Origin of the sequence: Arthrobacter sp. 179, from assembly GCF_052379645.1 — a bacterium.
Classification (GTDB): domain Bacteria; phylum Actinomycetota; class Actinomycetes; order Actinomycetales; family Micrococcaceae; genus Arthrobacter_H.
Window position 1 is genome coordinate 217,386 of sequence record NZ_JBQSYU010000001.1, and the last position, 13,214, is coordinate 230,599.

The 13,214-nt window shown below is 60.7% G+C and carries 13 protein-coding genes; 5 read left to right on the top strand and 8 right to left on the bottom strand.

The window, feature by feature from the left end; translation table 11 throughout:
- Positions 1-79 precede the first annotated feature (79 nt).
- The 5 genes from ACT3UE_RS01110 (at position 80) to trxA (ending at position 5,474) form a co-directional block, all read left to right on the top strand.
- Positions 80-607, top strand: a complete 528-nt coding sequence (locus ACT3UE_RS01110) for an NUDIX hydrolase (RefSeq protein WP_444554451.1) — start codon at positions 80-82, stop codon at positions 605-607.
- Positions 597-2,300, top strand: a complete 1,704-nt coding sequence (murJ, locus tag ACT3UE_RS01115) for a murein biosynthesis integral membrane protein MurJ (RefSeq protein ID WP_444566103.1) — start codon at positions 597-599, stop codon at positions 2,298-2,300. Before ACT3UE_RS01110 ends, murJ begins: the two co-directional genes overlap by 11 nt.
- A 98-nt stretch (positions 2,301-2,398) precedes the next feature.
- A complete protein-coding gene (locus ACT3UE_RS01120; protein ID WP_444554453.1) occupies positions 2,399-4,027 on the top strand; it encodes an ABC transporter substrate-binding protein in 1,629 nt (542 codons plus the stop codon).
- Between the two features lie 114 nt (positions 4,028-4,141).
- The gene (trxB, locus tag ACT3UE_RS01125; RefSeq protein WP_444554454.1) at positions 4,142-5,122 is read left to right on the top strand and encodes a thioredoxin-disulfide reductase; all 981 of its coding nucleotides are present in this window, start codon (positions 4,142-4,144) and stop codon (positions 5,120-5,122) included.
- Between the two features lie 28 nt (positions 5,123-5,150).
- On the top strand, positions 5,151-5,474 hold the full coding sequence (gene trxA / locus ACT3UE_RS01130; protein WP_444554455.1) for a thioredoxin: 324 nt from the start codon (positions 5,151-5,153) through the stop codon (positions 5,472-5,474).
- A gap of 1,214 nt (positions 5,475-6,688) precedes the next feature.
- Here trxA and ACT3UE_RS01135 read toward each other — a convergent pair.
- The 8 genes from ACT3UE_RS01135 to rpmH form a co-directional block, all read right to left on the bottom strand.
- A complete protein-coding gene (locus ACT3UE_RS01135; protein ID WP_444554456.1) occupies positions 6,689-7,807 on the bottom strand; it encodes a ParB/RepB/Spo0J family partition protein in 1,119 nt (372 codons plus the stop codon).
- A 535-nt stretch (positions 7,808-8,342) separates the two neighbouring features.
- The gene (locus tag ACT3UE_RS01140) at positions 8,343-9,296 is read right to left on the bottom strand and encodes a ParA family protein (RefSeq protein ID WP_444554491.1); all 954 of its coding nucleotides are present in this window, start codon (positions 9,294-9,296) and stop codon (positions 8,343-8,345) included.
- A gap of 228 nt (positions 9,297-9,524) precedes the next feature.
- The gene (rsmG, locus tag ACT3UE_RS01145; protein WP_444554457.1) at positions 9,525-10,175 is read right to left on the bottom strand and encodes a 16S rRNA (guanine(527)-N(7))-methyltransferase RsmG; all 651 of its coding nucleotides are present in this window, start codon (positions 10,173-10,175) and stop codon (positions 9,525-9,527) included.
- Positions 10,176-10,220: 45 nt separating this feature from the next.
- The gene (locus tag ACT3UE_RS01150; RefSeq protein WP_444554492.1) at positions 10,221-10,727 is read right to left on the bottom strand and encodes a Jag family protein; all 507 of its coding nucleotides are present in this window, start codon (positions 10,725-10,727) and stop codon (positions 10,221-10,223) included.
- A gap of 69 nt (positions 10,728-10,796) precedes the next feature.
- Positions 10,797-11,756, bottom strand: coding sequence for a membrane protein insertase YidC (yidC, locus tag ACT3UE_RS01155; RefSeq protein WP_444554458.1), 960 nt, complete (start codon positions 11,754-11,756; stop codon positions 10,797-10,799).
- Between the two features lie 6 nt (positions 11,757-11,762).
- Positions 11,763-12,140, bottom strand: coding sequence for a membrane protein insertion efficiency factor YidD (gene yidD, locus ACT3UE_RS01160; protein WP_444554493.1), 378 nt, complete (start codon positions 12,138-12,140; stop codon positions 11,763-11,765).
- A complete protein-coding gene (gene rnpA / locus ACT3UE_RS01165; protein ID WP_444554459.1) occupies positions 12,127-12,522 on the bottom strand; it encodes a ribonuclease P protein component in 396 nt (131 codons plus the stop codon). Before rnpA ends, yidD begins: the two co-directional genes overlap by 14 nt.
- 70 nt (positions 12,523-12,592) lie before the next feature.
- On the bottom strand, positions 12,593-12,730 hold the full coding sequence (rpmH, locus tag ACT3UE_RS01170; protein WP_444554460.1) for a 50S ribosomal protein L34: 138 nt from the start codon (positions 12,728-12,730) through the stop codon (positions 12,593-12,595).
- Positions 12,731-13,214 lie beyond the last annotated feature (484 nt).

Below are 13,214 nucleotides of genomic sequence, written 5' to 3' on the forward strand. Positions count from 1 at the left end.
GATTTTTCCGCCGGCGCCTGACGCGCGGCGTACGCGGGGCGGGCACATGTGCACAGCAAAGATGGATAGAGTGGTTTCCATGGCCCATCCAGTACCTCGCGCTCCGAAGCGCACACCGCTGAACGCCTCCATGGCGTCTGCGCAGCCGGGCCAGCATTCCCTTCCCACCGTCGAGGAAATCTCCTCCGGCGGAGTCATCGTCGATACGGCGCTGCCCGGACTCCCGGTGGCAATCATCGCCCGCTACAACCGGGGTGGCCGGCTTGAATGGTGCCTGCCCAAGGGCCACCCCGAGGGCGAGGAGACCAATGAAGCGGCCGCCGTGCGGGAAGTGGACGAGGAAACCGGCATCGCCGGACGGATCCTCGCCCCGCTGGGCAGCATCGACTACTGGTTCACCGTGACGAACTACCGCGTGCACAAGACGGTCCACCATTTCCTGCTCGAAGCCACCGGTGGAGAGCTGACCGTCGACAACGATCCCGATCACGAGGCAGTGGATGTCGCGTGGATCCCGATCGCCGAACTCGGCAGGAAGCTCTCCTTCCCCAACGAGCGCCGCATCGCGGAATTGGCCCGGGACGTCCTCGCTCAACATGGCAACTGAGACCACCACGGACCAGAAAGCTGGTTCGAACGCCAAGGCTTATCACCTCATGGCCTCGGGGACCATTGTGTCCCGGGGTCTGGGCTTCGCCCGGACGGCCCTGTTGGCCTTCGCCATCGGATCGAATGCCATGGTGGCGGACATCTTCGAAAAAGCCAACGTCATCCCCAACATCATCTTCATGCTGCTGGCAGGAGGCATCTTCAACGTCGTGCTGGTCCCGCAGCTGATCAAGGCCTCGCGGGCCGCGGACAAGGGCTCGGACTACACGAGCCGGCTCATCACGCTGACCATGGTCGTCATGGGTGCCTTCACCGTGCTGTTGACCCTCGGGGCCGGCCCCATCATCACCATCCTGACCAAGGACTGGTCGGAGCCGATGCTCACCCTGGGCACCGCGTTCGCCTATTGGTGCCTACCGCAGATCTTCTTCTACGGCGTCTACGCCGTCGTCGGACAGGCCCTGAACGCCCACGGACGCTTCGGCGCCTACATGTGGGCGCCGGTCGCCAACAACGTCGTGCAGATCCTGGTCATCATCGGGTTCATGATGTCCTTCGGCAAGTACGACGGCGATCCGGACCAGTTGGCGAACTGGACATCGATGCAGACCCTCTGGATCGCCGGCGGTTCGACCCTGGGCATCGTGGTCCAGGCGCTCGTGCTGTTCATTCCGCTGGCCCGTTCAGGTCTGCGGATCCGTCCCAAGTTCAACTGGCGGGGCATGGGGTTGCGCCATGTCGGGAAGCTGGCGATCTGGACGCTGGGTTCGATGACCATGGGCAACGTCGCATCGTTGATCTACGCCCGGCTGGTTTCCAGCGCGGCGAACGCGCGCAGCTCCCTGCCCCCGGGGGAACGGGCGGGCGTTCCGGGCGAACAAGCGCTGAACGCGATGCAGCTGGTCACCGTCCTACCGCACTCCATCTTCGCCTTGTCGCTGGCCACCGTCCTGTTCAATGAACTCTCACGGGCCTTCGCCGACAATAAGCGGGAGAAGGTCGCTCCCGCCCTTTCCCAGGGACTCCGCACGACGGCGGTGCCCGTCGTGTTCGCCACGGTCGCCTTCATCGTGCTGGCCGGACCCCTGGGCCTGCTCTTCGCCGGCGGCGGGAAGTATTCGGTGGTGGCCGGCGCCGCGATCGGGCAGCTGCTGCTCCTGACGGCGCTGGGTCTGCCCTTCAAGAGCATCCACTTCTTCCTCATCCGGGTCTTCTTCGCCGAGGAGGACACCAAGACGCCGATGATCATCCAATCCTCGATGGCCGTCGTCGGCGTGCTCATCGCCTACGCCCTGGCCGCGGCCCTGCCGGCGGCCAAGATCGCCTTGGGGATCGCACTGCTCTACGGGGTCACGAACATCATTTCCGCCGTGATCGCCCATGTCCTGGTCGTGCGCCGCTACGGCGACTACGGCACCAGGGAGGTCGTGAACACGTATATCCGGATCGGCTGGTACTCCGCCATTTCGGGGGCCGTCGGGGCCCTGGTGCTCTGGTTCATGGGCGGATACACCAGCGGATTCGCCTGGGATTCAATCTTCTCCGCCCTGATCAGCATCGCCGTCGTCGGCAGCGTGATGGCCGTGGTGTACCTGCTGTTGTTGAAGGCCGCCAACGTGCCGGAACTGGACGATTTCATCGGCGGGGCAGCCAAACGCATCCCGGACCTGGGCAGAAGGTTGCGCCGCTAGGACACAATGTCCCGCCCGCCGGGCGCGGACACCGGTAACATGGTCGAAGCACAGCAGCAGCGTGCCCAGCTACACACCACCAAACCCGGGAGTAAATAGTGTCGCAGCCCATCGATGTCGGAGCCGTTCTTGGGGGCCGGTACAAGGTCACCGAACTGGTTTTGACCTCCGCCGACGGCGACGCGGTCCTGGGCGGGATGGATCAGGTGCTGAACCGTTCGGTGAGCATCCTCGTGGCTTCACCGGAGAACGCGAGCCAGGTGGCGACCAGCGCCCGGGAGATCGCGACGGGCGAGCGTTACGGGACCATGCAGGTCCTGGACCTGGGCATCTCCGACGGCAGCACCTACCTCATCACGAACACCGCCAGCCCGGCCGATCTGCTCGACCTGGTCATCCAACGCGATGCCCCCTTCATCGAACCCTTCTACACCGACACGCTGGGTTCGGAGATCTTCGGGGTCACGCGCAGCGCGGAACCGGAAGTCTACGACGACGAAGAAGAATACTGGGAAGAACTCCAGGCCAATGAAGAGCGCAATGTCGGAGGCCGGGTCGCCAAGAAGCTGACCGGGTTCACCAGCCGTTGGGGGCGTGGTCGGAAGGATTCGGCATCCCCCGAGGCGGACGAAGAGGCCGAAGGGTTCGCTGCGGCCGCCGACGAAGCAGCCGCCACCGACGCGGAGGACCACGAGCCCACGGATTCCGCCCCACCGACGGCGGCAGCCAATGTCCCGCCGCGGCCGCAGATACCACCCACGTCCCCCGCGTCCCCGACGGACTCACCCGATCCCGCCGACGACGACGCCACCGGTGAAACGGAGAAGGTCTCCCTCTGGGGCACCCCCGCAGATGATGTTTCGACTCCCGCTCCCCAGGGTGACGATGCCGGCGACGCCAGCCTGGCGGCAGCGGGTGCCGCGGCCGCCGGAACGGCAGATCACGAGAGCCAACCGGTCGAAGCGGAACACTACGAACGTCCCGCAGCGGTCTTCCCCGCCGGAGCCCGTCACTTCTCCGCCCCCGATGAAGAGGCCGACGAGGGGGACCCGGAGGAGAAGGCCGCAGGAGGTGGCCTCAGCCGCCTGCTTGTCGGTGCCTTGCTGGTGGTGGTGCTGGTCGTCGCGGTCGTGATCGCCTTCAACACGTTGGGCTCCAACGACGCTCCCAAGACGGCCGCGGAAACCAGCCAGGCAGCCTCCTCGCAGGAGGCTTCCTCCAAGAAGGCCGAGTCCCAGGAAGCGACCCCCGAGGCGGCGGCCACCCCCGAGGTCACCGGGATTTCCCGGGTCGTCCCCGGCAACCAGGAGTTGAACTCCGAAACGGACTCCACATTGTCCAACGCCATCGATGGCAACCAGGGCAGTTTGTACCGTTCCTATTCCTTCACCACCCCGCAGTTTGGCGGCTTCGCCTCCAACATGATCCTGGTGGTCGAGCTGAAGGAGGAGGCCACGATCTCCGAGGTCGAATTGTCGGGGCTCAATGGCACCGGCGGGGCCTTCCAGATCAGCGTCGGTGATTCCGACGACCTGGGCTCGGCCACTGAAGTCACCTCGGGATCCTTCACCGGCCCCACGGTCACCGTTCCCGTCGCCGGGGACGATGACCAGAAGGTGACCGGCAAATACGTGTTCTTGAACATCAACGAGCTTCCCCGTTTGGCCACGACATCCAATAGCTCCCGCCCCTACGGGCTGCAGGTCGCGGAGATCAAGGTGTCCTAGCACCACCGAGGGAATAGAGCCCTGCACCGCTTCGTTGTGCAGGGCAAGAGATCATCAAAACCCCGTGCATCGCACCTGCGAGACCCCACGGGCTGAGAGGGAGGGACACACCGCGTGGCAACAGATACACCCGATGCCGTTCGCGACGTCATCATCATCGGTTCAGGACCCGCCGGGTACACGGCAGCCGTCTACACGGCACGGGCCAATCTGGCCCCGCTCGTGGTGGCCGGATCCGTCACCGCCGGTGGCGAGCTGATGAACACCACTGACGTCGAGAACTTCCCCGGATTCCGTGAGGCAATCCTCGGACCGGACCTCATGGACAACATGCAGGCCCAAGCCGAGCGCTTCGGCGCGGAGATCCAGTACGAAGACGTCTCCACCGTCGACTTGGAGGGTGACATCAAAACCGTCATCCTGGCCAGTGGCGAGGTCTACCGCGCCCGCGCCGTCATCATCTCCACCGGTTCGGCCTATCGTGAATTGGGCTTGCCGAACGAGAAGCGGCTTTCCGGACACGGTGTGTCATGGTGTGCCACCTGCGACGGCTTCTTCTTCCGTGAACAGGAGATCGCCGTCGTGGGCGGAGGCGACTCCGCCATGGAGGAGGCGCTCTTCCTTACGAAGTTCGCTTCGAAGGTCACCGTGATCCACCGGCGCGATGAGTTGCGGGCTTCACGGATCATGGCGGACCGCGCCTTGGCCCACCCGAAGATCGAATTCGTGTGGAACTCCGCAGTCGATGATGTGCTGGGCGCCGAAAAGGTCACCGGCCTGAAACTCCGCAATCTCCTGGACGGCAGTGAGTCCGAGCTCGAGGTGACCGGCGTATTCGTTGCCATCGGCAACGATCCGCGGACCGAACTGGTCAAGGACCAGTTGCCCGTCACGGCGGAAGGCACCATTGCCGTGGAGGGCCGGACGTCAAAGACGCGCCTGCCAGGCGTCTTCGCCGCCGGTGACGTCATCGACCCGACCTACCGTCAGGCCGTCACTGCCGCCGGCTCGGGCTGTGTGGCAGCACTGGACGTCGAACACTATCTCTCAGGTCTGCCTGTCCCGACAGAGCAAGCCGCAGCAGTTTCCAACTAGAACTCCCCCTCGGAAAGGACAACCAATCATGAGTCAGGCAAAGGACGTTACAGACAGCTCCTTCCAGGCCGACGTGCTGGATGCACCGAAGCCCGTCATCGTGGACTTCTGGGCCGAATGGTGTGGGCCCTGCCGCCAGCTGTCGCCCATTCTCGACCAGATCGCCGCAGAGCACGCCGATAAGGTCGACGTGGTCAAGGTCAACGTCGATGACAACCCCGGAATTGCCGCAAAGTACGGCATCACCAGCATCCCGGCGGTCTATGTCTTCGACAAGGGCGAACACGTGGCCAGTTCCATTGGTGCCAAGCCCAAGCAGGCGCTTGAGCAGGAGTTCGCGGCCTTCCTCTAGAAGGACGCAGCCGGCAATGCGCCGGCACTCCACGACCGAAACGGGGCCGCCTACCATGCAACATGGAAGGCGGCCCCGTTTTTATGCCCGGTGCGGACCGCGGGTCCTTCCCGCGGATGCTCGGAGGACGGCGAGAAGCTTCCCCACCACGTCACTGGACCCCTTCGGACCACTGCTCACGCCGGGGGCTCCGCCGGGCGCCGTCCCCCTGGCTCCAGGAAACTCCGTTCGCGCCATGGTCAAACTACCCCCTCAGACGCCCTGCTCCGTCAACAGCAGCCGACGACGGTGCCATAGGACATCCACCGCGCTCAATGCATCACTATCTGACGCAGTATCCCGGTGTTCCCAGCCTGTCCGGGGGACCCAACAGACGCGGGACCAGCACTGGATCCCTCAAGACCGGGCCCAAAGACCCTCGATACCAACGGGATCAGTTGCGTTTGTCTCTTCTCTCCTTTTCAGTAAATGATTTCTCATCAACGCGCTCACCGAACCAACTTTCTATGGATTCCTGGTCGGTCCGGTCACGAGAGATGCAATGGATGAATTTCACTGATTCCACGATCCAGGGCCCTCATCCGAACCCGTCGAGCGACCATCCACCTCGAACCATCGTTTCACGTGGAACATCCTCCAAGCATGAATCTCGTGCAAGCGTCATAACTTATCCACAAGATATGCACATTGTTAATATTCTGGGGATAACGAAGTCTCCGGCGGTCGCTCACGCCCAGGCGACGTGCGAATCAGGCACTCAATAACTCGGGTCGAACCAGTCGCGTCGATGGGGACATTGATAACTAATCGAGTCTCAAGAGTACGGTCGTAGTCCAGCCCACCACCACATCAAAGGCGTGAGGCTGCAGTCCACGTTTCACGTGGAACATCGTTGCGTCAACGGCTCGGATGGTCGCGTCAGTGAATCGGCCGTACACGACGCCAAGATCATTGATTTGGCTTCAACTGATACCCCGCGTCCTTTGAACGCACCCAGGCAATAGCTACTACCGGGCTCCCGAATACGGTCGCGCTTCACGTGAAACATAGGATTTATGGATTTTGTCGGACGAGAGCGCTCACTTGGTTCCCTTTTCCGACTCCGTGCCTACTCTGACAGGGGACTGTCTACAAGTTTTTCGGAACTACGGCCGGGCGGGGATAAAAGAAGCGGGTGGGTTTCACGTGAAACCCACCCGCTCGACTGACGAACACTACTGCTCAGCAGATGGCGCTATGACTCCCATGATTCGATTCAGATCATCGACCGAGCCGAATTCGATGCTGACGCGACCCTTTTTTGCTCCGAGGCTGATCTTGACATTGGTTTCCAGATGATCTGACAACGAATTGGCCAAATAATCGAGTCTTTCGTGCCGTGCAGTCGAACGCGGAGCCTTTTCCTTCGGCTTGCGCCGCAGACCATCATTCATCGCTACGATCTCTTCCGTCGCCCGGACCGAGAGACCCTCGTTGACGATACGCTGCGCTAGTCGCTCCATATCCGCGACATCTTCAAGTCCGAGGAGGGCACGAGCATGACCTGCGGATAGCACACCGGCAGCAACCCGTCGCTGAACCAGGGCAGGCAGTCGCATCAGACGAATAGTGTTGGAGATCTGTGGCCGGGAACGACCAATACGCTCAGACAATTCATCCTGAGTACAGTCGAACTCCTGCATGAGTTGTTGATAAGCCGCCGCCTCCTCCAGGGGATTCAACTGCGCACGGTGTAGGTTCTCCAACAGCGCATCTCGCAGTAGTGCGGTATCCGACGTCTCCCGCACGATTGCCGGGATGGTCGTCAGGCCGGCTTCCTGGACAGCACGCCAACGCCGTTCACCCATGACGAGCTCATAGAGTTGATCTCCACCTTCATCCGATGGACGCAGCACGATCGGCTGCAGAAGTCCGACTTCGCGAATCGAGTGCACGAGTTCAGCCATGTCATCATCATCAAAGACGGTACGTGGCTGCTTACGGTTCGGGTGGATGCTCGCGACAGACACTTCCGCGAACGTCGCCCCGGGTACCGCGACCAGCGTTTCACGTGAAACATCGTCCTCTGAAGATCGAGACTCACCTGCCGTCGAGGACTTATCGTCAGCAACACCCTTCCGAGATTCAGCTTCCTCATCGGTATTTGGTCCTCTGGACCCTACCGCCTGATCGGAGGGATCGGTTGCTGGATCACGCGAGGTCCGCACGTTACCGAGCACGTTCGGAACAGCTACACGGCGGTTCCTGGGTGTGGCTGGCTTGCGATCAGAATCAGCGATCTCATCGCCCGGCTTTCCTTCTTCAGTCCCTCCCTGCTCTGAGCTGAAGAACATATCAACCGGACGACTCCTCCGTGAAGGCTGCTTCGTTGTAGAACTGGGACGCGTCGACGACTTCTGTGCCTCCTTAGGGGTCTTCGGCGGTGTTGCCGCCCCCTTATCGATATCATCAGGTGTCGAGGATGCATAAGAGGTCTTCCCCGGACTGGTCGCCTGGCTGGAGGAACTACTCTTCCTCTTTGTTGGTGGTGTTTCACGTGAAACAGAAGAAGTGGACGAACCCTTGGATCCCTTGGAATCGGATTCACTCTCGATGTTCACTGCTGAAAGAGCACCATTCGGCCGGCCTGCATCATGACTCGTCTCCGCAGGTGAAGACGCCTTTGGAATGCCCTCTGACGACGAAGAAAGCCCATTATCAACCTGAGAGGGCTCTTCTTCCTCGTTTGACGGACTACCAGAGATCAGGGCACCAAGCCCACGTCCCAAACCGCGCCGCTTCTCAACCATTCGTCGTCCTCTCGACCTTGCCAGCGCGCCCGGGTGCGCGCAAAATTACCTACCAAGAGTCTACTGGCAACCAAGAGCTTCAGGAGCCGCTGACGCCCCGTTCGGCGATCTCCGCGGCTGCCTCCAGATAGGACAGCGCACCCGTTGAGCTCGGGTCATAAGTGACGACCGTCTGCTGATAGCTCGGAGCCTCTGAAATCCTGACACTCCGGGGAATCAATGCCTGGAGGACCTGGTTCGGGAAGTGCTCCCTCACCTCATCCGCAACCTGTGATGCCAGGTTGGTCCGGCCGTCGTACATCGTCAAAAGTATCGTGGAAACAACCAGATCTGAGTTCAAGTGCTTTTGGATCAGTTCAATGTTGCTGAGCAGCTGGCTCAGGCCCTCGAGTGCGTAGTACTCGCATTGGATCGGAATAAGCACTTCCTGCGCGGCAACGAAGGCATTGACCGTCAGCAACCCAAGACTGGGAGGGCAGTCCACGAAGACATAGTCGATTCGTTCGGCCCCTTGATCTTCCAGCATTTTGGCGTACTGGTCCAAGGCCCTGCGAAGTCGTTGCTCCCGGGCCACGAGCGATACCAACTCGATCTCCGCGCCAGCCAGGTGGATCGTCGCCGGGGCCACCAAGAGATTGGGGAACTGCGGACATGGCGCCAAGACATCACCCAGCGGAACATCGTTGATCAGCACGTCGTAAATACTGTCCACTTCGGCGTGGTGATCAATTCCCAAGGCAGTGGAGGCATTGCCCTGTGGATCGATATCAACCACCAGGACATTCATGCCGGCCTTCGCCAACGCCGCAGCGATGTTCACGGTCGTAGTGGTTTTACCGACGCCACCCTTTTGGTTGCTGACCGTCAGGTACCGCGTGCTATCGGGCTTGGGCAAGGTCGTCCCGCTGAGCTTCTCGCGACGCTTGGTTTCGTTGGCCAGCTGGCTTGCCAGCGGGGTGCTCTCGTCGATGCTGTCCATCATGTTCCGAACCGGTGCCTTCGCTTCCGACTGAAATTCTTCTTGCTGCTTGATGCTGCCGTCCTCCAGGGCTGGGCGTGAAGTGCACGGCTAGCTCCATACCGGCAGAACCACGTTTCACGTGAAACGTAAGAAACAACCGAATACGATTGCTCTACTGGTGGCAGTGTGCCGGTCGAGTGCTGAAGCCACTCGGTGGGGCCTGTTAAGACCTCCGTGCCATTCATGGTCGCTTCTCCTCACCACATCCATGACGAGTTCGCCACCAGTACAGCCTACCGGTCAGGACGCGGTACCGACGTTGATCCTCACTACGGTCGTGGTTTCCTCCAGCAACGAATCTCCCACGGTCAGGACTTCAGTTTCCCTGGCGCCAAGTTTTCGCAGGACCTTGGCTGCCTTATCGACTTCCTCCGCTGCACTACGACCCTTGATCGCCAACACCTCGCCCCGTCCATGCAGCAGGGGGATCGTGAGCCCGGCCAGGTTGCCCAATGCAGACACGGCGCGAGCGGTGACCACATCCGCGTTGATGTGCTCCACCGCCTGTTCGGCCCGGGAACGGTACACGGTGACGTTTTCCAACCCGAGGTCCTCCACTACTTCGTTCAGCCAGATACAACGCCGCTCAAGGGGTTCGATCAAAGTCAACGACAGGTCGGGACGAGCAATCGCGAAGGTCAGGCCGGGCAACCCTGCGCCACTTCCCACATCGGCAACCTCTGCCCCTTCAGCAATGAGCTCGGCGACCACCGCGCAATTCAACACGTGTCTACTCCAGAGACGAGGCACTTCCCGCGGGCCGAGGAGGCCACGTTCCATCCCGGTGGTGGCAAGGTGCTGAACGTACCTTTCGGCCAAAGGCAAACGATCTCCGAATATGGCCTGCGCCGCCCTCAATTCCGCTTCACTGGGCTGTACTTCCTGAATCACAACGCTCCTGTTCCTGGCTTCGGTAAGGTCGAACTCGCCGTAGGGTTAGGCGTCGCCCAGTGATACAACGATATGTCGGCGGCTTCCTTCGCCCTCGGATTCACTTTGCAATCCGAGATCGGCGACCGCGTCATGAACCAACTTTCGTTCATAAGCGCTCATAGGATCCAGCGCAATGTCCTCACCGCTTTCGCGGGCGCTCGCCACGGCCTCTTCGGCGATCTTCTTCAATTCGCCTGCCCGACCATCGCGGTATCCGGCAATATCCAGAACGAGCCGTGAACGATTGCCCGTCGCCGAGAGAACTGCGAGACGGGACAGTTCCTGGAGGGCTTCTAGGCCTTCCCCGTCACGACCGATCAGGTCCTTCAGGGATTCGTCTTCGGCTTCTTCACTGACGATGGAGATATAGGTCCGACCATTCCTGATCTCGATGTCGAGATCACCATCCAGATCGGCGATATCGAGCAATTCCTCGAGATAGTCCGCGGCGATGTCCCCCTCTTCCTCAGCACGGTTCGGCGCATCTGCGGTCTGGTCCATCGCCTGCATGGAAGGCTTCGTCTCATCCACGGTGTTCTCGACCGTGTCGGTGGCGTTCACATCGTCGGCACTCATCGTCTACTTCTTCTTCCTGTTCTTGCGCTGCGGTTGCTCGCGCTGTCCCTTGGGCTCGATGACCTCGGCTTCGACCACTTCGTCGGTCTTCTTCTGCCCGAGAGGCGGAAGACCCTTAGCTGCACGACGTTCATTGAGTTCGCGTGCCGCTTGGGAGCCGGGTGTCGGGTTGTTGCGGATCACGTAGAACTGCTGCCCCAGCGTCCAGACGTTCGTGGCGGTCCAGTAGATCAGTACACCGATGGGGAAGTTGATGCCGCCGATGCCGAACACCAGCGGCAGGATGTACATCATCATCTTCTGCTGCTGCATGAAGGGGCCCTGGAGGGCTTCCTTCGTCATGTTCTTGGTCATGATCTGTCGCTGCGTCGTGAACTGGCTCGCAGACATCGCGATGATCATCACGATCGCAGTGATGATGACGGAGACTTTCGGGGCCCCAGAATTCACCGTTCCGAGGAAGGTTTCCGACAGGCCGGCGCCAAAAATAGTCGACCCGTCAAAGCTACGCACCAGGTTGACGGACAATGCCCCGACGCTTTCCCCTTGATCACTGGCATGCGAAGCGTTGTTCAGTGTTCGGAAGAGGGCGAAGAAGAACGGCATCTGCACCAGAATCGGCAAGCAGGAAGCCAACGGGTTCGTCTTGTGCTTCTTGAACAGCTCCCGCTGTTCGGCAATCATGGCCTGCTGCGAGAGCTGGTCCTTCTTACCCTTATATTTAGCCTGCAGCTTCTTCAGATCGGGTTGGAGGACCTGCATCGCCCGCTGGGCCTTGATCTGTTTTACGAACACAGGGATCAGTGCAGTACGAATGAGCAACACCAGGCAGATGATGGACAACGTCCAGGTCCACCCCGAATCGGGATCCATGCCCACGAAAGTAAAGATCGCGTGGAAGGCCCGAAGGATCCATGAGACCACTTGGGTGAATGGCCACAGAAGTGTGTCTAGGAAGTTCATTTCCGGTTATGCTCCTCGAGCCGCATCCGCGGCATCATCGTCGGCGGGAATCGGCGGATGATTCAACACCATGATCTTGGGGGTTCTGCCTTCTGGCCAAATCCTGGATCCTGCAGGGACATGATCGATGCCGCCGTGACTCCATGGATTGCAGCGAAGGACGCGCCAAAAAGCCAACGCGCTGCCCTTGACGGCTCCATGTGCGGTGACCGCTTCCAGGCCGTACGCCGAGCAACTGGGAAAGTATCGACAGACGTCCCCGTATAAGGGCGAGATTGCCTTCCGATACCCCATGATCAAGAGGATCAAGAGGTTCCGGGGAAGATCCCAGAGCCAGCGAAGGGGTCCGGGACCAGCATCTGAAGGGACTTCAGCCAACCGAATGCCTCCTTCTTCTGCTCTCCGTCTTCAGCTCGGCTGCTTGCTGGCACGAATTGTCCAACGCTCGGCGCGCATCCGCGGATAAACCCGCCCATGTGGCCTGAGCCGAAGCGGGAAGGGCTCGCACCACGACGTCGTATCCTGACGCCAGTGAGGGAAGTTCCTGTGCCGCGACGGCCCTCAACCTCCTTTTAACGAGATTGCGGGTCACCGCGTTCCCGACGGCCTTGGACACGATAAAACCGAACCGCGTGGGTTCGGCATGATCGGCCTCAGGCCGCAAGCGTGCATATAGCACGACGTTCCGGCGCCCAGAACGGGCGCCGGAACGTACGGTGGCAGAGAATTCCGCGGCTGCGCGCAGACGGTGTCTCATGGGCAACATGGTCAGTATCCGACTCCGTCGGGGAACATGCTCACGTCACCCACGCGCGGTCCGCAGGAATGGCTCGATGCTATGCAGACAGCTCGGTGCGGCCCTTGGACCGGCGTGCTGACATGATGGCGCGACCTGCACGGGTGCGCATACGAAGACGGAAGCCGTGCTTCTTGGCACGACGGCGGTTATTCGGCTGAAAAGTCCGCTTGCTCACAGTAGTAACTCCAAGACGATCAAAGGATGCGCCTTAACCCGTTGCTACAAGGGGGAAGAACAGGCTGACGCTCGTATTTCATGTGGCACATTGGGTTGCCTGGCCCGAATCCCGCGTAAGCGGACGGATTGCAGGGTCCCAAAGCACACACACAGGACTAAACTACGATAGGCGACGCGTGGTAGCAAGGTCAAACCGGCACGCGGCGGATACCTCGGACATCCGACTACCGGGCTGTGAATAACTTCGTCTTCATTAATCCACAGTTGTGGACAACGAACAAGGCATTTGGGTGATTTCCCGCTACCGGCCATCGTCCTCGATCGCGCTCATGGTAGTTATCCGCAGCAATTCATTGGACTTGCGCGGCTGCTCGCCAATACTTCGCAGTTATCCACGGACTGTGAATAACGCTGTGGATGACGGCTAGAATCGAAACTCGTTGGTCGTCTTTCGCTTAGGGTGCGGGCCAGCGGAAACCTAT

Excerpts from the sequence above, each read along its gene's own strand:
- yidC (WP_444554458.1), bottom strand. The coding sequence starts at position 11,756 with ATGAACTTCCTAGACACACTTCTGTGGCCATTCACCCAAGTGGTCTCA.
- ACT3UE_RS01135 (WP_444554456.1), bottom strand. The coding sequence starts at position 7,807 with ATGTTCTTCAGCTCAGAGCAGGGAGGGACTGAAGAAGGAAAGCCGGGC.
- murJ (WP_444566103.1), top strand. The coding sequence starts at position 597 with ATGGCAACTGAGACCACCACGGACCAGAAAGCTGGTTCGAACGCCAAG.
- trxA (WP_444554455.1), top strand. The coding sequence starts at position 5,151 with ATGAGTCAGGCAAAGGACGTTACAGACAGCTCCTTCCAGGCCGACGTG.
- rnpA (WP_444554459.1), bottom strand. The coding sequence starts at position 12,522 with ATGTTGCCCATGAGACACCGTCTGCGCGCAGCCGCGGAATTCTCTGCC.
- ACT3UE_RS01110 (WP_444554451.1), top strand. The coding sequence starts at position 80 with ATGGCCCATCCAGTACCTCGCGCTCCGAAGCGCACACCGCTGAACGCC.
- ACT3UE_RS01150 (WP_444554492.1), bottom strand. The coding sequence starts at position 10,727 with ATGCAGGCGATGGACCAGACCGCAGATGCGCCGAACCGTGCTGAGGAA.